General features: G+C 53.5%; 23 protein-coding genes, 1 tRNA gene and 1 other RNA gene. 7 read left to right on the top strand and 18 right to left on the bottom strand.

Features of this window, described 5'->3' with window-relative positions; translation table 11 throughout:
• Positions 1–24: 24 nt before the first annotated feature.
• The 6 genes from HY751_08710 to HY751_08685 all read left to right on the top strand — a co-directional run bounded on the left by HY751_08710 (position 25) and on the right by HY751_08685 (position 4,034).
• Positions 25–100 (top strand) — tRNA-Val (locus HY751_08710).
• A 51-nt stretch (positions 101–151) separates the two neighbouring features.
• A complete protein-coding gene (locus HY751_08705) occupies positions 152–424 on the top strand; it encodes a helix-turn-helix transcriptional regulator (protein ID MBI4666474.1) in 273 nt (90 codons plus the stop codon).
• A 259-nt stretch (positions 425–683) separates the two neighbouring features.
• Positions 684–1,895 carry an alanine transaminase gene (alaC, locus tag HY751_08700; GenBank protein MBI4666473.1) on the top strand — a complete coding sequence of 404 codons (1,212 nt, stop codon included), beginning with the start codon at positions 684–686 and terminating at the stop codon, positions 1,893–1,895.
• A gap of 5 nt (positions 1,896–1,900) precedes the next feature.
• On the top strand, positions 1,901–3,205 hold the full coding sequence (locus HY751_08695) for a homoserine dehydrogenase (GenBank protein ID MBI4666472.1): 1,305 nt from the start codon (positions 1,901–1,903) through the stop codon (positions 3,203–3,205).
• Between the two features lie 123 nt (positions 3,206–3,328).
• Positions 3,329–3,658 carry a nucleotidyltransferase domain-containing protein gene (locus tag HY751_08690; GenBank protein ID MBI4666471.1) on the top strand — a complete coding sequence of 110 codons (330 nt, stop codon included), beginning with the start codon at positions 3,329–3,331 and terminating at the stop codon, positions 3,656–3,658.
• Positions 3,659–3,743: 85 nt separating this feature from the next.
• Positions 3,744–4,034 carry a HEPN domain-containing protein gene (locus tag HY751_08685; protein ID MBI4666470.1) on the top strand — a complete coding sequence of 97 codons (291 nt, stop codon included), beginning with the start codon at positions 3,744–3,746 and terminating at the stop codon, positions 4,032–4,034.
• A 20-nt stretch (positions 4,035–4,054) separates the two neighbouring features.
• Here the strand turns inward: HY751_08685 and HY751_08680 are convergent, their stop codons facing one another.
• Positions 4,055–4,525, bottom strand: a complete 471-nt coding sequence (locus tag HY751_08680) for a cyclic nucleotide-binding domain-containing protein (protein ID MBI4666469.1) — start codon at positions 4,523–4,525, stop codon at positions 4,055–4,057.
• A 21-nt stretch (positions 4,526–4,546) separates the two neighbouring features.
• Positions 4,547–6,229, bottom strand: coding sequence for a hypothetical protein (locus HY751_08675; protein ID MBI4666468.1), 1,683 nt, complete (start codon positions 6,227–6,229; stop codon positions 4,547–4,549).
• A 138-nt stretch (positions 6,230–6,367) separates the two neighbouring features.
• Here HY751_08675 and HY751_08670 point away from each other — a divergent pair, with 138 nt between their 5' ends.
• A complete protein-coding gene (locus HY751_08670; protein ID MBI4666467.1) occupies positions 6,368–7,483 on the top strand; it encodes a hypothetical protein in 1,116 nt (371 codons plus the stop codon).
• Here HY751_08670 and HY751_08665 read toward each other — a convergent pair whose 3' ends face one another.
• The 16 genes from HY751_08665 to ssrA all read right to left on the bottom strand — a co-directional run bounded on the left by HY751_08665 (position 7,484) and on the right by ssrA (position 20,012).
• Positions 7,484–8,302: an ABC transporter permease gene (locus HY751_08665; GenBank protein ID MBI4666466.1), complete on the bottom strand. Its 819-nt coding sequence runs from the start codon at positions 8,300–8,302 to the stop codon at positions 7,484–7,486. It lies immediately after the preceding gene.
• Positions 8,299–9,219, bottom strand: coding sequence for an ABC transporter permease (locus HY751_08660; protein ID MBI4666465.1), 921 nt, complete (start codon positions 9,217–9,219; stop codon positions 8,299–8,301). The genes HY751_08665 and HY751_08660 overlap by 4 nt, the downstream gene beginning before the upstream one ends.
• Positions 9,220–10,731, bottom strand: coding sequence for an ABC transporter substrate-binding protein (locus HY751_08655; GenBank protein ID MBI4666464.1), 1,512 nt, complete (start codon positions 10,729–10,731; stop codon positions 9,220–9,222).
• Complete coding sequence (gene purD / locus HY751_08650; GenBank protein ID MBI4666463.1) at positions 10,728–12,002, bottom strand: phosphoribosylamine--glycine ligase; 1,275 nt, start codon at positions 12,000–12,002, stop codon at positions 10,728–10,730. Before purD ends, HY751_08655 begins: the two co-directional genes overlap by 4 nt.
• 211 nt (positions 12,003–12,213) lie before the next feature.
• Positions 12,214–12,354: a hypothetical protein gene (locus tag HY751_08645; GenBank protein ID MBI4666462.1), complete on the bottom strand. Its 141-nt coding sequence runs from the start codon at positions 12,352–12,354 to the stop codon at positions 12,214–12,216.
• Positions 12,355–12,480: 126 nt separating this feature from the next.
• Positions 12,481–14,448, bottom strand: coding sequence for a DUF262 domain-containing protein (locus HY751_08640; protein ID MBI4666461.1), 1,968 nt, complete (start codon positions 14,446–14,448; stop codon positions 12,481–12,483).
• A 37-nt stretch (positions 14,449–14,485) separates the two neighbouring features.
• Positions 14,486–14,731: a DUF4926 domain-containing protein gene (locus HY751_08635; protein ID MBI4666460.1), complete on the bottom strand. Its 246-nt coding sequence runs from the start codon at positions 14,729–14,731 to the stop codon at positions 14,486–14,488.
• 92 nt (positions 14,732–14,823) lie between these two features.
• On the bottom strand, positions 14,824–15,021 hold the full coding sequence (locus HY751_08630; GenBank protein ID MBI4666459.1) for a type II toxin-antitoxin system Phd/YefM family antitoxin: 198 nt from the start codon (positions 15,019–15,021) through the stop codon (positions 14,824–14,826).
• Between the two features lie 11 nt (positions 15,022–15,032).
• The gene (locus HY751_08625) at positions 15,033–15,281 is read right to left on the bottom strand and encodes a type II toxin-antitoxin system RelE/ParE family toxin (protein ID MBI4666458.1); all 249 of its coding nucleotides are present in this window, start codon (positions 15,279–15,281) and stop codon (positions 15,033–15,035) included.
• A gap of 23 nt (positions 15,282–15,304) precedes the next feature.
• Positions 15,305–16,357 (bottom strand): flavodoxin-dependent (E)-4-hydroxy-3-methylbut-2-enyl-diphosphate synthase, encoded by a 1,053-nt coding sequence (ispG, locus tag HY751_08620; protein ID MBI4666457.1) that lies wholly within the window; start codon positions 16,355–16,357, stop codon positions 15,305–15,307.
• 49 nt (positions 16,358–16,406) lie between these two features.
• Positions 16,407–16,919 (bottom strand): dihydrofolate reductase, encoded by a 513-nt coding sequence (locus HY751_08615; protein MBI4666456.1) that lies wholly within the window; start codon positions 16,917–16,919, stop codon positions 16,407–16,409.
• A gap of 112 nt (positions 16,920–17,031) precedes the next feature.
• Entirely contained in the window at positions 17,032–17,538 is a 507-nt protein-coding gene (locus HY751_08610; protein MBI4666455.1) for an SRPBCC domain-containing protein, read from the bottom strand.
• A gap of 522 nt (positions 17,539–18,060) precedes the next feature.
• Complete coding sequence (locus HY751_08605; protein ID MBI4666454.1) at positions 18,061–18,402, bottom strand: hypothetical protein; 342 nt, start codon at positions 18,400–18,402, stop codon at positions 18,061–18,063.
• 531 nt (positions 18,403–18,933) lie between these two features.
• The gene (locus HY751_08600) at positions 18,934–19,230 is read right to left on the bottom strand and encodes a HigA family addiction module antidote protein (GenBank protein MBI4666453.1); all 297 of its coding nucleotides are present in this window, start codon (positions 19,228–19,230) and stop codon (positions 18,934–18,936) included.
• Positions 19,231–19,243: 13 nt separating this feature from the next.
• Positions 19,244–19,534 carry a type II toxin-antitoxin system RelE/ParE family toxin gene (locus HY751_08595; protein MBI4666452.1) on the bottom strand — a complete coding sequence of 97 codons (291 nt, stop codon included), beginning with the start codon at positions 19,532–19,534 and terminating at the stop codon, positions 19,244–19,246.
• Positions 19,535–19,651: 117 nt separating this feature from the next.
• Positions 19,652–20,012, bottom strand: a transfer-messenger RNA (tmRNA) gene (gene ssrA / locus HY751_08590).
• Between the last annotated feature and the right edge of the window lie 192 nt (positions 20,013–20,204).

Here is a 20,204-nt window from a genome sequence, read left to right as displayed (position 1 = left end):
TTATCATTCCTAACGCAAACCAAAGGGCGGATAGCTCAGCCGGGAGAGCGCCAGCCTTACAAGCTGGATGTCGTGGGTTCGATCCCCTCTCCGCCCACCATTCCTAATCATCGTTATTTCCACGGGCGACCTGTTTTCCCCATTACAGGGCATGACCAAATTAAAAAAAGAGTATTCCCCGGCCAAAACGCATGTGGAGGTCAGCGTGGTGGAATCCGTAAGGATCATCCGGGAGCTTCAGAAGATGAGCCAAACAACCCTGGCCAAAGTCACAGGAATTACCCAATCAACCATTTCCGCCATTGAGAACGGCAGGGTAAACATTGGCGTGGACAGGGCGAAGGTCCTGGCCAGGGCTTTGAAATGCCATCCGGCGGTTTTGCTGTTCCCTTCCTGGGACATTGACAAGGAAAGCGTGGCCTAAAACCAGGATAAGCCTTTATCTTGGCCCATCACCTTTCCCGCCAACAGCCATGCGTCCGTAAATGGCCCGCCGGGCTGGCCAGCGGTGGCGAGTTCCACCGGCGTCCACGAAAGCTGTCATGGCCTTGGATTTACCGAAGCGGGCGATAAGCGTGAAGCGGACAACAAAGGTTTTTTGGTCTTGCGCGGCATACGCCGTTGCAAACCGGGCCAGCCAAAACTAGAATATGTAGCTTGACTTGCATCTTTAAGAGTTGAATATGAGCGACGCAGTGAAAGAGACAAAAGCCGAACCGGGGCCCAAACGCAAATTCGCCAGGATAGAGCGCCTTCCGCCGTATGTGCTGGCGGAAGTGACCAACATGCGCATCCAGGCGCGCCGGGCCGGGGAAGACATAATAGACTTCGGCATGGGCAACCCGGACATGGCCACGCCCGCGCATATCGTGGACAAACTGGTGGAGGCGGCGCGAAAACCGCAAAACCACCGCTACTCGGCCAGCAGGGGCATAACCAAGCTCCGCCACGCCATTTGCGACTGGTATAAGCGCAAGTTCGACGTGGAGCTGGATCCGGAGAGCGAGGCCATCGTAACCATCGGGAGCAAGGAGGGGATAAGCCACCTCATGCTGGCCATCACCTCGCCCGGGGATTCGGTGCTGGTGCCGTCGCCCACTTACTCCATCCACACCTATGCGGTGATAATCGCCAACGGTGATGTGATAAACGTGCCCCTGTCCACGGGGGAGGATTTCTTCGAGAACCTCACCCACGCTTACGAGCGCGCGTGGCCCCGGCCCAAGGCGATGATGCTGAATTTCCCGCACAACCCCACCACGGTGTGTGTGGACCTCCCGTTTTTCGAGAAGGTGGTGGCTTTCGCCAAGGCGCACGACATAATAGTTGTGCACGACCTGGCCTATGCAGAGATAGCCTTCGACGGTTATCAGGCCCCGTCCATCCTTCAGGTTCCCGGCGCCAAGGACGTGGCGGTGGAGATGTACACCCTCTCGAAAACCTATGCCATGCCCGGCTGGCGCGTGGGCTTCTGCGTGGGGAATCCGGAGATTGTTTACGCCCTGCAACGCATCAAGGGATACCTGGACTACGGAATGTTCCAGCCCATCCAGATAGCCAGCATCATAGCCCTAAACGGCCCGCAGGACTGCGTGGAGGAGATACGCAAGACATATCAGGACCGCCGCGACGTGCTGGTGGAAGGGCTTAACAGGATAGGCTGGCCGCTGGAGAAACCAAGGGCCACCATGTTCGCCTGGGCGCGGATCCCAGAGCGGTTCCGGAGCATGGGGTCGCTGGAGTTCTCCAAAAAGCTTCTCACCGAGGCCAAGGTCGCCGTTACCCCCGGAATCGGGTTTGGCGACGGCGGGGATGATTATGTGCGGTTTGCGCTGGTGGAGAACGAGCATCGCACCCGGCAGGCCATCCGCGGCATCCGCGACGCGCTTAAATAACGCCGATGCGAACCGTCCGGCTTGGGATAATCGGCCTTGGCGTGGTGGGGTGTGGAGTGCTGGAAGTCCTTCGCGTCCGTGGCGAGGAGCTGGCCCGGAAAATCGGCGCGCCCATAAAAGTAACCAAAGCCGCCGCAAAGGACATCTCGAAGAAACGTTCCGAGGTGGTGGACCAGGCCATTCTCACCGGCGATCCGTTCGATGTGGTGAACTCCCCCGATGTGGACATCGTGGTGGAGGTAATGGGGGGTGAAACCCCGGCGCTGGAGCTGGCGCTTGCCGCCGCCCGGAACGGCAAACACATAGTTACCGCCAACAAGCGCCTGCTGGCCGTCCATGGCGAGAAGATATATTCCGCCGTGGAGGCCGCAGGGGTGGAGCTGGGTTTCGAGGCGGCGGTGGCCGGGGCGGTGCCCATCATCCGGTCGCTAAGGGAGGGTTTCCGCGCCAACCGTATCGAGGCGGTTTACGGCATCATCAACGGCACTTCCAACTACATCCTCTCCCGCATGGCCGACGAGGGCAAATCTTTCGGCGAGATTTTGAAAGACGCGCAAACGCTTGGTTACGCCGAGGCGGATCCAACTTTCGACGTGGAGGGGATAGACGCGGCCCACAAAGCGGCGGTGCTGGCTTCGCTGGCGTTCGAGACGCCGGTGGATTTCAAGGGCGTTTATATCGAAGGCATCACCGCCATCACCCCGGAAGACATTGAGATGGCGCGGGAGTTCGGCTACAGGATAAAACTGCTGGCGGTGGCCAAACGGGTGAACGATTCCATCGAGATCCGGGTGCATCCGGCCATGATACCCTCACGCCACCCAATGGCCAACGTGAACGGCGCGCTGAACGCCGTGGAGGTGATTGGCGATTTCGCCGGGGTGAACATGCTGGTGGGGCCGGGCGCGGGCGCTGGGCCAACGGCCTCGGCGGTGATGAGCGACACGCTGGACATCGCCGAGCGGATGGTTAACGGCGGCGCGGGGAAACGCCCGCCCATGAACGCCCCGGGCGCCATGCGCAAGAAGATAAAGGCCCGCCCTGTGGACGAGACCGTATCCCGTTATTATCTGCGGTTCACCGCGCCGGACAGGCCCGGAGTTCTGGCCCAACTGGCCGGAGCGCTGGGAGACAACGGCATATCCATAGCCTCCATGATCCAGCGTGGCCGGACGGAGGACAAACCGGTGAGCGTGGTTATCACCACCCACACGGCGGTGGAAGCCAGCCTGCGAAAAGCCCTGGCGAAGATAGGCGCCCTCAACGTCTGCGCCGCGCCCACCATGGTGATAAGGATAGAGGGGGAGTAGGTAAGATGGAAACAGCCACCTTAATCCTGGAATATGTCAAAGTAATCCTTGATTGGCCAGCAATTGATGCGTATATGGTAATTTAATGAGCAATTGCAAATGCTGTAACCAGTTTAATATGTTATGAAAACCATTCCTGCCATTACCATAAACGAAATCACCCGTCGCCTCGTGGACGAGTTTCATCCCCAAAAAATCGTCCTTTTTGGCTCACAGGTGGCAGGCGAAGCGGACGAAGACAGCGATGTGGATATCCTGGTAGTGGCTGAAACAAATTTGACGCCGCAAGAAAGGTTCTGCGCCGCAAGCAAATCCTTAGCTGACTATCCTTTCGCATTCGACGTTATTGTTAAAACCCCGGAAGAGTACCAGCGCTCAAGGTTTATGGTTAATCACATCGTCTATTTCGCTGACAAATACGGCACGGTTGTATATGAGCGAAAAGAACCTTGAAGCCTCACGCCAATGGCTGGCCAAGGCGGAAAGCGCTATTCGAGCCGTTGAAATACTTTTAAAGGATACGGAATGACCCAGCGATATTGTCTGTTTTCATTGTCAGCAATATGCGGAAAAACTTCTCAAAGCATTTTTGACGTTGCATGGTATAGAAGCGCCCAGGACACACAATTTGCGCCGACTGATTCAATTGGCATCTACAAAGGCCCCGGAAATAGAAAACCTCATTGATGAGTCCGACAGACTGACTGCTCATGGTGTGGCAAGCAGGTATCCAGACGACTGGGCTATTATAGAATCCGAAGAAATGGAGCGAATGGTCACTTTAGCCAGGAAAATCGGCGCGGCAATCGTTTCACGGTTGAATTTGTAGCTGTAAAGACAAGATTCCCCTCAATAATACGGTCTCAACAAACTCTCAGTTAGGTACTTCAGCTTGTTGGCCATGGAAATTGCGAACTGGTGGTATATCTTGGCTTTTATGGCGTCGTTCATTTTGCCCACATCCTCGGCGTTTATGCAGAACATGTAGCAATCCTCCATGGCCAGGATATAGGCCGTGCGGGCGGTGTTCAGCAAAAAGGCCATCTCGCCGAAACATTCCCCTTCGGGAAGCGCCGCAACCTCTTTTTTCATGGCCATTGGAGCCTTCTTTAAAACCTTGGCGGAGCCTTTGAGGATCACGAAAAAAGAGTGGTCTTCCGTTCCGTCGTCCTCCTTGATTATGTAGTCGTGCAGTTTGTAATGGCGCACCTCCCCCACGTCCAACAGCGCCGCCAGTTCCTCTTCCGTGCAATTGGAGAAGAACTTTACACCCATAAGCAGGGCCACCCACTTGCCCTTGTCCGTGTTATCTATCTTCATTTTCCCCCGTCCCCCACAAGGTCAACTTTCCATCTTCCTCAACGCGGCCACCCCCATTCGCATGGGTATTATGGTGAGAACCCCCGAAGTGAACAACACGCCCGCGTATGACGCCCATATGGCGATGCTTCCAGTTTCCCTTCCCAGATAGATTTTGGCAAGATGGGAATACACCGGCCCCGAAACGAACATCACAGCGACGCCGATGTACGCCATGGAGATGATCATGTAAATAATGGCCCCGGTGGTAACCCCCACCTCGGCAATGTTCTCGTAATCGAATTTCGGGTACATGGCGCCCATCCCCACTCCCAGCCCCGTGATGGCCACGGTCATGGCCATGATGGAAGCGGCCGACACGGTCATCACGAACCGGTCCACACCCAGCAGGATGTTGGAGACCACCACCAGTATCTCCGCCAGCGCCGCCAGGGGAAAAAGGTACAGGAAGAATTTTGACCACAGGAACACCCGGAAATCAACCGGCGCCGAGTGGAGGCTCCAGAAACTGCGCCCCTCCACGCTGGTGGTGGGGAAAACGAACCGCGCCGCCACCGCAGCAAGCACCACCCCCGCCAGCCCGATGTTCATTACAGACACGATGTTTTTCAGAAAAAGCGTGTCCAGCGGCAGGTTGCGTATGTTGAAGATGTAAACGATGATAAGCGCCGCCAGCATGAACAGCTGGGACCATTGCCCGGTGTCGCGCCAGAATATTTTCACGTCTTTTAAAATTATGCCCCTGGCCTCCCCCGGCGCTTTCCTCAGGAGCCGTTTTGTGACGCGATAAAATATCCTGTCTTCTTTTGGCGCGCCCTGCTCCCGCGCCCCCTGGGAAAGCGCCCAGGCCTGGTAATATAGCCTCCACGCCGCCACCGCCATCACCGCCATGGCGGATGCCGCCAGAATCCACAGCCATGCCGATTGTGTCCAGAACACGTCCCACTCACCCCTGGCGGAAGCTTGCAGGGCCCGGGCCAGCATGGAAGAAGGGAGCCATTCATGCTCCGGCGCTTCCAGCTTTTTTACGAAGGCCAGTATCTCCTGCTCCGGAATATCTTTCTTGCCCAAAAACTTTTCCGGCTGGAGGAACCGGAAGAACATCACAAGCCCCGCGATGAACACAAGGCCTACGAACGAGAATATCTGGTGGATCCTGCGGGCGGGGAAGAAGCGCATAAGCGCCATGGTGACCAGTATGCCCATGGCCGAGGGGATGAGGAGGAAAGGCGCGAAGGCCGCCATGAAGATGGCGTAATATTCCCAGGGAGCGAAATACACCTCACCATACGCCACGAAAATGGGTATGCCGAAAAGCGCCGCCATCCAGGATGAGTTTATGAGCGTGATGAGCCCTTTGGAGCCGAACACGCCCATCACCGGCATGGGGGAGGACATGAGCAGATCCAGGTCCCTCGACATGAACAGCGTGGATATGGCCGTGATGATGTTGGAGAAAACCAGCATGGAAAAGAAAGTGAGGCACAGCAGGTTTAACAGCTGGATGATAAGGATCTCGCCGACCTCGAATGGCAGGTGGGCCATGTAGCCGAGCATCCGGCGGAAGAAAAAATAATCCCCCGCCACGAACAACGCGCCCAGCCCGCCCAGGATGGCAAGCCGCCCGAGGCTGATGGCGCGGAAGGAATTTATCAAAAGCCGTATACGCGCCTTTTCAAGCTTGCGGAACGAATAAAACAGCATTTAAAGCCACACCATCCTTAACAAAGCCGTTAGAAACCAGTTTAAATTCACATTAGCATTCTTGCAAACCTGCAACGCGCATTGATAGACTTTTTAATTATAGGAGCGCCCGGCGGCGCCGGACGCAATAAGGATTGAATGACGTTTAAGATGTACGCGTTTCGTGTCGCTTTATTTGCGGCGGCCCTGGGGTATTTTGCGCCTGGCGTGAGCCAGGCCTTGCCACCGGACATGGTTGCCAAAGGGTGGGAGGACCGTATCCGCCTGGCCATAGTGAAGATATCCAACACCGATTTTGAAGATGGGCTGAAGATAATAGACGAATACATAAAGGCCAACCCGGGCCGGGGTGACGGATATTTTTATTACGCCGCCGGGGTACAGGAGAAAATACAGAAGCTCAATGACCTGTCGGACCTGAAGAGGTTCAGCAACCACTCAAATACCGGAATTGAAATTCTGGAGCGCGCCCTGGCCAAAAATCCTAATGACACCATCTCACGGATGTATCTTGGCGCGATGTACGGCTACATGGGCCTTCTGGAGGCGCGCCAGCGAAACATGCTCCAGGCGTTTATGGACGCGGTGGAGGCGAAGAAAAACCTGGAACGGGCCATGGCCGAGCGGCCCGACATACCGGACATATATTTCGGGCTGGGCATGATCTACTATTTCGCCAGCAGGAAGAGCGCCGAGGAAGGCGGCATGACCGCCTGGGTGATAACCAAATTCATCACAAACGGCAGGGACATGCGCAAGGAGGGGGTGGAGATGATCCGGCGGGCGGTGGAAGGCAAATCGCTGTCCGAGGATTACGCCCGGGCGGCGCTGATGTGGATAAGCCTGTACGAGAAAAATTATCCACGCGCCCGGGATTTGGGGGAGTATATCGCCGTAAAATTCCCGAGAGACGCAGGGTCGCGCTGGGTGCTGGGCCGGGTGGCGCTGGTGTATAAGGACTGTTCCACCGCCCAACACAATTTTTCAGGGGCCATGGACATCCTTAAAAAACGGGGCGTGCCAGACGGCAATTACCGTGACGTTGGCGTGGCCCTCCAGTTCGCGGAGCTTTGCGAGGGGATGGAGCGGCAACAATGGGAATTCTCGGAAAAAACGCTGATGCGGATAGACGACTGGCTGAAAAACGACAAGAAAATAACGCTGGAATACCAGGACGAGAAGAACCTTCTTTCCCAATGGCGCAAAGACGTGGACGTGGCCCGCAAGAGCATGCGGTTCATCCGGGGGGAGTGATCAGCGCCCGTTATTTTTCGGATCCAGCCAGTCCCGCAAACCATCGCCCATGAAATTCACCCCCATCACCGCCGCCATTATGGCAAGCCCGGGGAAGGCCACCATGTGGGGCGCCACAAGGATGAACTGTCTTCCTTCCGCCAGCATGGAGCCTAATGAGGGATTGGGCGGCTGAACCCCCAGCCCGAGGAAGCTTAAACCCGCTTCCGCCACCATGGCCGAGGCCAGACCGAAAGTGCCCTCCACTATGAGAGGCGCCAGCATGTTCGGGAGAATGTGCAGAAAAACTATCCTTCCCGGCCCGGCGCCCAGCGCCTCGGCGGCGGTGACGAACTCCCGCTCCCGCAACGATAACGCCTGGCCCCGCGCCAGCCGCGCGTAACTTGTCCACCCCATAAGACACAGCGCCGCCACCACGTTTCCAAGCCCCGGCCCGGTGGCGGCCATGAAAGCTATGGCCAGCAATATGCCTGGAAAGGCCATGAACACATCACAGACGCGCATCAGTGCTTCATCCACCTTCCCCCCGGCGTATCCGGCGATGGCGCCTATGGCGGTTCCTGTAAGCGAGGAGACTATGACCACCGTAAACCCAACCGAGAACGAGACGCGGAACCCGAAAATTATCCGGCTAAGCATGTCCCGCCCCAGCCGGTCGTTCCCCAGCGCATGGCCGGTGGCGGGGCCGTCCAACCCGGCGTACAGGTTTTGGTCGAAAGGGGATGAAGGGGCCACCCAGGGGGCGAAGATAGCCATGGCAAGTAAAAGCATGGTAAGCGCGCCGCCAAGGGCCAGAGTCAGCGGAACCCTTGGTTTCATCGGCGCCGCACCCTGGGGTCTATTACCGCGTACATCACATCCACCAGCAGGTTCACCAGCACGTAAGACACGGCGATGGTCAACACGCAACCTTGTATCAGCGGATAGTCGCGGGCGTTAATGGCCTGGATGGTGAGCCTGCCCAGACCGGGCCACGCGAAGATGGTTTCCGTTATCACCGCCCCGGCCAGCATGGCGCCTAACTGAAGCCCCGCCACGGTGGTAACGGGCAATAGCGCGTTGGCCAGGGCGTGGCGGAAAAGCACGGCGCGCTCTTTTACCCCTTTGGCCCTGGCGGTGGATATGAAATCCTCCCCCAACGCCTCTATCATGGTGGAGCGGGTGAGGCGCGAGAGTATGGCCGCCATGGCCGAGCCCAGTGTTAGCGCGGGCAGGATTATGCTTGCAGGGCTGTCCATCCCGGATACCGGTAGCCATTTGAACTCCACCGCGAAGATGAGTATCAACAAAGGCCCCAGCCAGAAAGAAGGCATGGAGACGCCGATGAGCGACATGAACATGGAGCCCCTGTCCACCCACGTGTCTTTTTTAGCGGCGGCCAGCGCCCCCATGGGTATGGCGATGGCAACCGCTACGGCCATGGAGCATAACGCAAGAATCAGCGTAGCCGGATATTTATCACGGATGGAGGCAAACACGCCCTTTTTAGTGTATAGCGATTTACCCAGGTCAAAGGTGGCCACGCCGCCCAAAAAAGCCGCGTACTGCTCCACCAGCGGCCTGTCCAGCCCCAGTTCCCGACGTAACGTTTCCCTGTCCGCCACGGCGGCGGACTCGCCCAGCATTATCTCCACCGGGTCGCCGGGGGTGAGGTGGACGATTAGAAACACCATGGTGACCACGCCGAATATCACCGGCAAGGCAACCATGAGCCTGCGGATTATGTATGCTCGCACTCAGTTTTCCATGAACGCGGTTTTCAACGATTTTATATTCTCGTCTGGCCCCAGTTTGAAACCTTTCAGGCTGGAAGCGGTGACGGCCACATTCAGCGGATGCCACAGGGAAACATATGGCAGGTCTACTGCGATTATTTTCTGCGCCGCGTTATAAGCGGTTTTGCGCTCCGTTCCTTCCGCCACTCTGCCGCGCTCCAGAAGCCCGTCCAGCTCCTGGTTGCGATAGCGTCCCCTGTTCGCCCCGTCTGGCGGCATTGAGGAGGAGTGGAACATGTAATGGAGAATGTCCGGATCCCCCACGCCAACCCATGTCAGGGAAAACAGCTGGAAGGCGCCTTTCCTGATGTCCGCGTAAAACGCGCCCCACTCATAGGAGCGCACGTCCAGCCCAACGCCGATTTTCTCCAACTGCCATTTCATCACCTCGGCTATGCGCCTTCTAAGCTCGTTCTGGGAAGTGCTGTACCGCAACGTGAACCGTAATTGCGGCCCAGGCCCGTCCGGGTCTTCAAATCCCGCCTCGTCCAGAATACGCATGGCTTTTTCCGGGTCGTAAGGGTATTGCGCCACGGCGCCGCTGTAAAACTCCGACCCCGGCGGCAATGGGCCGGTGGCGGGGATGGCCATTCCCTTGAGGATGAAGTTTATGATGCTCTCGCGGTCTATTCCATAGGCTATGGCGCGGCGCACGGCTATGTTTCCCGTGAGGTGGTCTTCCATGTTGAAACCCAGGTATGAGTAGCTGACGCTTTGGGTTGTGGCCACATTCAGCTTGGCGTTCTTTTGGAACCGGGGGAGTATGTCCGGCGTGATGGGGTTCATTATGGCGCTCACCGCGCCGCTTTCCAGGCTCAAAACCCTCACAGTTTCATCGGGGATTATTTTTACAATCACCCCGGCAAGCTTCGGGGCGCCCTCGAAATACAGGTCGTTGCGGACCAGAACCAGCTTTTCATCCTGAACGCTCTCTTTCAAGATAAACGGCCCTGTGCCCATGGGGGCTCCGCTGTTCGCGGTCCCCGCTTTTGGAACGCCAAAAGTGAGGTTGCCCAGCAACGGGGCGCTTTGGCGTTTGAGCGTCAGCATAAGGGTGAAATCGTCCAGCGTATCCACAGAACTTATTTCGGAGAAAGAGCCTCGCAATGGCGAGCTGTTCTTTTCGTTCAGGATAAAATCGAAAGCGGCTTTCACGTCTGCAGAGGTGAATGGGGAACCATCGTGGAATTTCACATTGCGCCTGAGGGTTATCCTGAGCTTAAGGGGTGTTTGGTAATCCCATTTTTCCGCCAGGTCGGGCTTGAGGGAAAAATCGTCATCCCTTTTTAAAAGACCGTTGAATATAAGCCCTTCCACCTTGGCGGCGGCGGCGTCTGTGGAAAGAAGGGGGTTTATGACGGCTGGGCCGGACTCTATGGCGATGGCGGTAAAACCTGCCGGGGGCCTGTCCGCCCTCTGGCACCCGGCCAGCGCCGCCAAGGCTAGAAGAATCCCCGCAAACGAAAGCCTCATCGCTCCAGCGCCCGGCGTCCTATATCTTTTCTGTAAACAGCCCCTTCGAATTTTATTTTGCCCGCCGCTTCATACGCCCGGTTTATAGCCTGGCCCACCGTGACTCCGGTGGCGGTTACGCATAGCACCCGGCCCCCGTTGGTGACGATCTCGCCAGCCGGGCCTTTCTTTGTGCCGGAGTGGAAAACCACGGCCCCTGGCGAGCCGTTGGCCTCCTCAAGGCCGGAGATGGGTTTGCCCTTCTCGTAATCGCCGGGATAACCTTTCGACGCCATCACAACGCCCACCGCCGGTTCTTCCGTCCATTCCACTTGGGTGTTGGACAAATCCCCCTCGGCTATGGAAAACAGAACCGGCACGATGTCGCTTTTCATCCTGCGCATGAGCGGCTGGCATTCCGGGTCGCCGAACCGGCAGTTGAACTCCAGCACCTTAGGCCCCTCGGCGGTTATCATTATGCCCGCGTACAGGATGCCCTTGTACGGATTCCCCTCGCCAGCCATGGTGGATAGCGTCTCGAGCATCACGTTCTTCTCTATCCAGTCCGAAAGCTCCGGCGTTATCACCGGGGCGGGCGAATATGCTCCCATGCCGCCGGTGTTTGGGCCGGTGTCGCCGTCGCCTATTCTCTTATGGTCTTGCGACGAGGGCATCATTATCACGTTTTTGCCATCACAGAAGGCGAGAATGGACGCTTCTTCACCTATCAGGGTTTCTTCCAGGATGATCTTCTCGCCAGCGGGGCCGAACACCTTTTTCACCACCATGTCGTCTATAGCCGTTACCGCCTCGTCCCGGGATTTGGCCACCACAACCCCCTTGCCCGCCGCCAGCCCGTCGGCCTTTATCACCACTGCGGCGCCGAACCGCTGTAACGCCGCCACGGCTTCGGAGCGGCTTGTGTGAACCTCGTACCGGGCCGTGGGCACGCCCGCCCGGGTGAGAACACCCTTCATGAACACTTTGGAGCCTTCCAGCATGGCCGCCGCTTTTCGCGGGCCCACAACCATGAGCCCAGCGTTCTCGAAAGCGTCCACAAGCCCCGCCACCAGCGGAGCCTCCGGGCCCACAACTGTCAGGTCTATATCGTTCTCATCGGCGAAAAGCAGGAGATTCCCCAGCTCGTCGGCCCCGATGGGAACCAGTTTTGCCACCCCTTCCATTCCAGCGTTGCCCGGCGCGCAGTAAACTTTTTTAACCAGCGGGCTCTGGGCGATTTTCCACACCAAAGCGTGTTCCCGCCCGCCGGAGCCGATTACCAGGACATTAATAGAGTTATCAGTCATTGCCAATAATCAATCATGTGTTAAATGTTCGCTTGATAGCCATTTAAGCCAGATATGTCGAAAAATTCAATATATTTCGACATATTAAAGCCATATGCTCAAGGCGCACACATATCTATAACTCATTGATATTCCGCTCATTTAATCAGCACCTCGCATATCGTTATAGGGATTATCCGGATCGTAGCTCATTTTGTTAAAGTATTTCGATAACCGGATATTTTACCGGAGCGCAATATATTCTGGCGACTGCCGGGCTTTGGGCGATTTTCCACGCCAGCGCATGTTCCCGCCCGCCAGAGCCTAGGATAAGGATGTTTAGAGAGTTATTGGTCATCACTTACGATCCTTTATTACCATATATATTCGCTACCAAAACATGCGCTAATAGGATGTCGAATAATGAGTGTTTTTTCGACAAATCATCATTTATTGTCCATGTAGCGAACATACATTTTACCGATCAATACGTTACTTCCCACTCATCGGATGTTAATTCAATTGTTTCAATCGCCTGGGAGCAAAATTTTTGAATATTTTGGGCGGACAAGTTGACTTCAATGAAATAACCATTTTGAAGTTGTCTTGTCTCTCTGAATTTGCCTTTTTCCTTACCAAGATAGCGTGGAAAGCTTCTGGCAATAATGTCAAATTTATCAGGCTCTAGGTCGGCAACTGTATTGAGGGTTTGTTCTAAAACATCTCGCCACGATTGGACCTTCAATTTTTGTCCTAAAATCTTTAGCCCTATTGGTTTTGTCCCTGTAACCTCCATCATGTCAGATTGTGAAGGGTTTTCCTGGCCGAAGTAATTCCATGTTGAAAGTGCTTGTTGGGCTAAAACCTCTGCTCTTGTCTCTATTTCATCGCGCGTCCAGGAGGAGCAGTTGGCAAAATATCCGTTAAGTTCTAAATGACTTTGGCCATAGGTTTGCTTCTTAGATTCAAAATCGTCATTCGATAACTCTTGGTTATAGGCGGTCAGAGTTAGATTGCCAATTGTATGTATCAGTAATTCATGAGTTTCCTCCCAGTCTTCACCGAGATGTTTTTTCCACCCTTCTGATAGAGTCTGCGGCATCACATGCTCAATGGTTAAGTTTTCTACCGAAACTGCTTCCTTATGTTCATATTGCGCTTCTAAAGTTTCTAAAATGAGCTTAGTTTTTATTTGCCTGTCACCGGCCCCATAAAACTTATTTTCTTTAAAACGCAATAAGAACTCATTGTCTTTGGGATACCCTTTGCTTTGCAGTATTGTTTTAACACCTTCAACAATACGGTCTGGGTAACTTTTAATTAATTGAGGATAAACTGCTGGAAATATTTTGTTGAGTTGGTTGGTCGGCACATTACAAACAAATCTCCTAATGAGATAATTCTCAATAGTACATAAAATAGCCAGAAAATCATTTTTGCTGATTTTCTGGCTAATGTAGTTACCGTAGATGTTCAAAAGAAACGGGTACGCTGTTGTGACTTCAATTCTGTTTAATCTATCAAAATACTTTTTTAAATCTCCTTCGGGTTCTAATTCCGGAGAAATCAAACATTGATAATAACCCGAAAATATCTGCAATTCCTTTAAGTAGTCAATTGCATTAGCCGATGTTACTTTTTCCTTAAGTTCGTAATAAACGTCAGTTTGCTTTACAATATTACCGTCTTTCATCAAAAAGTGCCTGATGTACTCTGTGAGATTATCCTTAAGCCCATCTTGCATTGGCTGCCAATACTCTTGATAAACTTTTTCTTGCTTATCGACATGAATACGCATGAAAAAATAATTCCTAATTAAATCAGCCTGCGTAAGCGGCCTTCCTTTTGCATTTAGACTTTCAAAAACCAAGTATGGATTGTCATCAGCATCAAGCACTATGCTTACAAGCGAGAAATAGGTGGTGATGATTTCCTTTATCCTTTCGTGACTAAATTGAACTTGCCTGAGCTTTTTTTCAAAAAAAGTATATGCTTGAATTAGTTGATTCTCTGCATTATCTTTTTCACCTTTTATCAGTCTCTTGTATGCATCTCTATCAATTTGGGTGGGCATTAACTTGAAATAGTCATTATCTTTTTTATATGGATTCACCAGTAATGTATTGCTTATTTCCTCGGCTAATTCTTCATTTTGATTATCTTTGGCTTTGTCGCGCAATAGAGTTAAAAGAATAAATAGCGTCGTCAACCGTTGCTGACCATCAATCAAGAGATATTTGGCCACGCCTTCTGGCACAGAGACTGTAGGCATATTTACAATTGAGCCAATAAAATGAGTCCTTGGATTTTCGGATTCGCAGAGCTCAATCAGGTCTTTCCATAAAATCTCCCACTCCTTTTTCGTCCAACTATACGTTCTCTGAAAAAGAGGAATAACGTACTGCTTGGTTCCTTCAATAATATCTTGAACTTTAGTTTCCTTAGCCTGCATATCCTATTGCTCCATATTGCTATCGGACATTCTATAATTACGCTTTCACCAAATGCCTCATCGCCAGCACTTCATCCTGTTGCAAAGGCTCCACATGGGATTCTTTCACTGTGACTACAGCGATTGAATCTCCGAGGGCGTTAAAGACTTTCAGTACGCATCCAGCTTCACCGCCTGATGGATGTGGCGCATAATCCACTAATGTGGCCACGTCCCCCTTTTTCAACCCTATTGCGGGCTGGTCAACAGTCAGCGCCACCCGCTGATACAATTCCAGCTTCATGATGTTTTGCCCCTAAGCGGTTTTAATGTTACAAAATGAGCAATGAGATGGTTTTTTGAGCTGGAATAAGAATAGCCGCCCCCAAGTAGCATCTATTTCAGCAATTCTTTTTTTGCGTCCTCAAGGCTTATGTCGGGTTTGCCTGTGTCTTCTGTCTTGGCCGTGCGGAGATCACGCAGATCCTCCATGTCTTCCAGAAGCTGCTGAAGGGCCACGAACTCCTCGTATGGAAGAACCACAAATTCCTTCCTGCCGTTTTTGGTGAGCACTTCCGGATGAAGCTCAATCAACTGGCTGGCCATTAGATATACGCGTCCTTTCTGTGTTTTACCCGGCACACGGTAATTATATCATCAGCCACTTCGAACAGGACACGGTAATCCCCTGCCCGCAATCTGTATTCGGGCGTATGGTTTGTAAGCCTTTTCACGTCACCGGCCATGTTATCTTGCAAACATTCAATTTTCGCCAAAATATTCTCTATCCGGTCTCTCGGCATACCACGCAAATCTTTCATTGCCCTGGGCTTGATTTCAATTTTGTATTTCATGCCGGGTAGTCATTAATCATTCTTTACAGCTTCCTCGCTTCTTCCATCAGCGCTTCTTTCAATTCGCTTTCTTTCACCTTCCGCACGATTTCGCCTTTGCGGAATATCAGCCCCACTCCCTTGCCGCCGGCAAGGCCGATGTCCGCCTCGCGCGCTTCGCCGGGACCGTTCACCACGCATCCCATCACCGCCACTTTTATATTTTTCTTCATCGTGGCAAGCTCTTTCTCAACTTCCGTTGCGATGCCTATCAGGTCTATCTCGCACCGGGAACAGGTGGGGCACGAGATAAGCTCCGGCCCGGCGTTTCGCAAACCGAGAACCTTCAATATTTCATACGCCACTTTCACTTCTTCCACCGGATCGTCGGTGAGGGACACCCGTACCGTGTCGCCTAAACCGTCGTATAAAAGCGCTCCAATGCCCACCGCTGATTTTATGGTTCCGGCCCATCTTGTGCCCGCTTCAGACACGCCAACGTGAAATGGGTAATCAACCTTCCCGGCCAGCATACGGTACGCTTCAACCGTAAGCCGCACGTTGGAGGCTTTCAGCGATATTTTTGTTTCGTGGAAACCCAGGTCTTCCAATATTCCAACATGGCCCAAGGCCGATTCCACCATGGCCTCCGCCGTTGGGCCGCCATGTTTCATTAAAAGCTCCCGCTCCAGCGAGCCCGCGTTCACCCCTATGCGGATAGGCGCGCCGCGCCCCTTGGCGGCTTTAACCACCTCTTCCACCTTCCACCGCGCTCCGATGTTGCCCGGATTCAGCCGCAGAGCGTCCACGCCGGATTCCAGCGCCAACAGCGCCAGACGGTAGTCGAAATGGATGTCCGCGATTACCGGGATTGACGACCCGGCTCGGATCTTCGAAAGCGCCCTGGCCGCCTCTTCGTCTGGCGCCGAGACCCTGACAATCTCGCACCCCGCTTCCACCAGCCGGGCGATTTGCGCCACCGTGGCGGAAACATCGCGGGTATCCGTATTGGTCATGGACTGGACGGACACCGGCGCGCCGCCGCCGATTATTACGCCGCCCAGGATTATTTGCCGTGATTTACGCATGGATGCCATTTTAGCCGGGCGGACGAGTCGAAAACAATCTAATCCCCGCCGGAGGGAGTTATGAAACAAGATAGGTGGCTATAAGAAGCCCGGAATCGAAAGATTCCGAACGGACAAGGCCCAAGTTGGTACGACTCACGCCTTGGGGGAAAAGCGGCGCGCCGCCGCCCAAAACCACCGGATGTATGGCCACCACCATCTCATCCACCAGCGCGGCGTCCAGAAAAAGTTTCACCACCTCCCCGCCGCCGAACAGCCAGATATTCTTACCGGGCTGGCGCCGGATATCTTCCATCAGCTTTTCGGGCGCTAATGAGGTAAAAGTAACGTTTTGGCCGTCCGGGTTCTGGGTGCGGCGGGTGTAAACAAATATTTTCTTCCCTTCGTACATCCAGCCGAGCGCGAGCATGGCGTCGTAACTTTTCCGTCCCATTATCAGGGTGTCCACCCCCTCTATGAACTTCGTAATGCCGTAGTCCTGGTCAGTGAACAGCCAGCTTATGTCACCATCGGGGCCGGTAATGTATCCATCCAGGCTCATGGCGATGAACAACTGGATTTTACGGTTCATTGATTTCCTTGTTTAGACTTACACAATGATATTCCCCCACTAGGGTGCGGGGCGCAAAAAATCCTCCTTTACCCCGCATGTCCTTCTGGCGCAATCAGAGGCGGCGGCCTGTTCAGCCCTTTGTCACAAGTTCCTCCAGCCGGTCCAGCATTTCGTTCCAGCCCTGGCGCATGGCTTCCAGCTCTTCCGCGGCTCCTATTACTGTGTGCCGCAACGTCAGCCTTGTCTTTCCCGGCTCCTCAATGAACCTTACAGTGACCAGAGTCTCCTGGGGGAAGTCCGGATTCATGCCGTAATAGGAGGCGGGGACAGTATTGCCCTTTTCGTCCGTAAAAGAATCCATATAGATAATGAGAAGGGGCTTTATGATCTCCTGGTATTGGCCTTTGCCCCAGAAATCACGCCCCTCGGGCGATCGCATGCAATAATTGAAAGAGCCGCCTGGGCGCAGGTCCACGCTCACAGAAGGCGTTGTAAATCCCTTTGGCGCCCACCAGCGCAACAGGCGTTCCCTGTCCGTCCAGGCCTTGAACACCAGGTCCCGTGGAGCGTCGAGGATGCGGGTGATGACCAGCTCACGGCCTCTCACCGGCGACAGTATGGCAGTTGTTGAAGCCATTTTCGTTTCTCCTGCGTTAAAGATTTATGCGGGCTTTGTCCGGATTATTCCGGTCACTTTTAAGGTGAGGCCGCCGCATAAAACAAACCAATCCTTTTAGATATATTTAGAATGCATCTAATGAGGGCCTGTGTCAAAGCCGTCATCCATGATTATGATAAACAAGACGATATGAATAAAGAGGGAGGATAGATGCAGGGCGGAGGCGAATCCTGGTCATCCAAACTGGTTGCTTTTCCACGCGTTGTGTACGAGGCCATATCAGCGCGGTGACCGCCCGCCAAGCGCGCTCCGCCGGTCAGATCTCTAGTTAGGTTAATACCTTACTATTTGAGCGCGGGAAAATCATGTCTGCCAGGGAAATGGCTATTGGGGTGAAAAGGTGGAGGTGATGAAAGTTGAGCCTTGATCCCAGGCTTCTACGGGCGTAGTTCCACAACGTTCCGCGTTACCGCGCCATAAAAAATCAGCCGGGGCGGAATTGGATCCGCCCCGGCCGTTTATATTGCTCTCAAATATGCTTTATTCGAACACGATCGGATCGTCCAGATCCTCGCAGAAATCGAATTTGTCGGATTTACTGTCGCTACCGTCTGAAAAAGTGGCTTTGAGATATTGCTCGCAGGATTCATCCTCGGTAGAGCTGTCCCAGATCAATTTAACTGTCTTGCCCGCGCTGACACCCGAGCCCAAGTTGAAGCGGCCCCATTTGCGGCCATCTTCGGAGGCGTAGAGACCAGTCATTTTGGCGTCAGTGGCATTCGTGACGTAGAAGTACCACTGCTCGGCAAAGGCCGTGCCTGCAGTTATAGTCAATCCAATAACCAGCGCTGATATGAAAAGCGCACCCCGTTTAAGCCCCATTTTAGAGTTCCCTCCGCTAAAATAAATAAGGTGGTTGCAACACTATGTTGCGGTTCAGCATATTACCCCAGAATAATAAACGTTGAAAACGATAAAATGAGGCGCCCAAAAAAGCCGGGTTGATTTGGCAAATGCCACTACATTTCCGGGACTTATAAACTACGCTTCCACTTTCCAGCGTTAAACCATAGGCGACCGACGTTTTCTTCGGCTGTAATCAACATGTTTACACAAAAACGCACACAATTAGAATTTGTGATTCAATTAATTACATTTTGACTGGTTGTATTATTGCGCGCCTCCAGCTCCGTTAGGCGGATGTCCTTAATAGTTGCCGTTTTAAATCCTGATGAAAGAGTGGTTAGAACCTGCAAACCACATTCTGCCGAGCGATTTGCGGAGAAAATTCCGTTGAAGGCGGGAGGAGAGACCGGAAAGAAAGGAAAAGATTGGTGGAGGCGAGGGGGGGCTAATCCACCACAGCCACCAAAACCACGATACTACAACAGTAACCGTTCTCGCCACATCCCGTCATGAAGTTTTGGCGTTGTACCGTTCGACCTTGATGGTCTTTTCCCTGGCCCGTGCGGTGGCTATATCGAATGCGGCCTGCATCCGTAGGAGCGTGTCCATATTCAGCCCGAAGGCTTTTTCGAACCTAAGGGCCATGTCCGGGGATAACGACGCCCGGCCGTTGAGAAGAGTGGACAAGGCCGGCCTGCTTACACCCAAGATCAAAGCGGCCTTCGTAACGGAAAGGCCGTGAGGTTCAATAACCTCTGATTTCAGAAACGGGCCAGGATGGCTCGGCTTGGCGATTTTAATCATGAATTAATTCCCTTCAGTGGTAGTCCTCATAATCGAGATCCAGGATTTCATTTTTGTTATGGTCAATTCTGAATGTGATTCTCCAGTTTCTCGTTACTGACAGGCTCCAGGTTCCTTTGCGGGGGCCTGTAAGCTGGTGGGCTTTCCAGGCAGGAAATACCTCCAGTTCCTTCGCATTTCCCATTTCCAGCAGAAAGGTGACCATGTTGCGGATTTTCTCAATGCTGGAGGATGCAATTCCGGACGTTTCATTGTTTTCGATGAAACGCCGCAACCCTCGATGAACAACGTTCCTGATCCTCATCAAGCATAAGGTTACCAGCATTAATGTAGCCTGTCAAGTTACGCTTTACATGCTGACCCATGGAGATGGAACGAGCAATAACAAAGGCTGTTTTTGACATGGATCAAGCGTAAGGAATGGTGGAGGCGAGGGGAGTCGAACCCCTGTCCGAAAATCCTGACCTAAGGCTTCTACGCGCGTAGTTTCCGCTTTAAGGTCTCGCCCCGTCAGTTTGCCCGGAAACGGGCGTTGACGGCGCCAGCCAACCTTTGTTTCGCTTCTGGGCCGGTCGGCCACTCCCTTCGGCTATCCCGCGATATTGCGCCCTGTCCGTTTTGCGGGAGGCAAACGGCAGAACGGCTTAGCCGCTTAGTTAGGCGGCGACAGCGTAGCGATAATCGTTGGCGATTATCATACGTCACAAGGATTTACGTGGCTTGTAACCTCCACGGCGCGCGACCTTAAATCCCGGCATTCCCGTCGAAACCGGAACGCCCCCGCATGATTATGTTAACACAGTTGGCGCGGCGTCTTGCAGGTTTTGCGGGTGTTGCCTCGGTTTGAATCTCGAATAATAGACAGATCCATCACTTCGCTTTCGCTTCGCCCAGGATGACAATGTTATCAACGGCTTTTATATTGTCATTCTGAGCGTAAGTGAAGAATCTCCCCCGCACTTTCAAACTGGGAC

Source organism: Nitrospinota bacterium (genome assembly GCA_016208975.1).
In the GTDB taxonomy this organism is placed as follows: Bacteria; Nitrospinota_A; UBA7883; order UBA7883; family JACRLM01; genus JACQXA01.
This window is presented reverse-complemented; position numbering and strand designations above follow the sequence as displayed.

What these genes read in the sequence shown, in the direction of transcription:
- HY751_08705 (MBI4666474.1), top strand. Translation starts at nt 152, where the DNA reads ATGACCAAATTAAAAAAAGAGTATTCCCCGGCCAAAACGCATGTGGAG.
- alaC (MBI4666473.1), top strand. Translation starts at nt 684, where the DNA reads ATGAGCGACGCAGTGAAAGAGACAAAAGCCGAACCGGGGCCCAAACGC.
- HY751_08695 (MBI4666472.1), top strand. Translation starts at nt 1,901, where the DNA reads ATGCGAACCGTCCGGCTTGGGATAATCGGCCTTGGCGTGGTGGGGTGT.
- HY751_08690 (MBI4666471.1), top strand. Translation starts at nt 3,329, where the DNA reads ATGAAAACCATTCCTGCCATTACCATAAACGAAATCACCCGTCGCCTC.
- HY751_08680 (MBI4666469.1), bottom strand. Translation starts at nt 4,525, where the DNA reads ATGAAGATAGATAACACGGACAAGGGCAAGTGGGTGGCCCTGCTTATG.
- HY751_08675 (MBI4666468.1), bottom strand. Translation starts at nt 6,229, where the DNA reads ATGCTGTTTTATTCGTTCCGCAAGCTTGAAAAGGCGCGTATACGGCTT.
- HY751_08670 (MBI4666467.1), top strand. Translation starts at nt 6,368, where the DNA reads ATGACGTTTAAGATGTACGCGTTTCGTGTCGCTTTATTTGCGGCGGCC.
- HY751_08665 (MBI4666466.1), bottom strand. Translation starts at nt 8,302, where the DNA reads ATGAAACCAAGGGTTCCGCTGACTCTGGCCCTTGGCGGCGCGCTTACC.
- HY751_08655 (MBI4666464.1), bottom strand. Translation starts at nt 10,731, where the DNA reads ATGAGGCTTTCGTTTGCGGGGATTCTTCTAGCCTTGGCGGCGCTGGCC.
- HY751_08645 (MBI4666462.1), bottom strand. Translation starts at nt 12,354, where the DNA reads ATGACCAATAACTCTCTAAACATCCTTATCCTAGGCTCTGGCGGGCGG.
- HY751_08640 (MBI4666461.1), bottom strand. Translation starts at nt 14,448, where the DNA reads ATGCAGGCTAAGGAAACTAAAGTTCAAGATATTATTGAAGGAACCAAG.
- HY751_08635 (MBI4666460.1), bottom strand. Translation starts at nt 14,731, where the DNA reads ATGAAGCTGGAATTGTATCAGCGGGTGGCGCTGACTGTTGACCAGCCC.
- HY751_08625 (MBI4666458.1), bottom strand. Translation starts at nt 15,281, where the DNA reads ATGAAATACAAAATTGAAATCAAGCCCAGGGCAATGAAAGATTTGCGT.
- ispG (MBI4666457.1), bottom strand. Translation starts at nt 16,357, where the DNA reads ATGGCATCCATGCGTAAATCACGGCAAATAATCCTGGGCGGCGTAATA.
- HY751_08615 (MBI4666456.1), bottom strand. Translation starts at nt 16,919, where the DNA reads ATGAACCGTAAAATCCAGTTGTTCATCGCCATGAGCCTGGATGGATAC.
- HY751_08610 (MBI4666455.1), bottom strand. Translation starts at nt 17,538, where the DNA reads ATGGCTTCAACAACTGCCATACTGTCGCCGGTGAGAGGCCGTGAGCTG.
- HY751_08605 (MBI4666454.1), bottom strand. Translation starts at nt 18,402, where the DNA reads ATGGGGCTTAAACGGGGTGCGCTTTTCATATCAGCGCTGGTTATTGGA.
- HY751_08600 (MBI4666453.1), bottom strand. Translation starts at nt 19,230, where the DNA reads ATGATTAAAATCGCCAAGCCGAGCCATCCTGGCCCGTTTCTGAAATCA.
- HY751_08595 (MBI4666452.1), bottom strand. Translation starts at nt 19,534, where the DNA reads ATGAGGATCAGGAACGTTGTTCATCGAGGGTTGCGGCGTTTCATCGAA.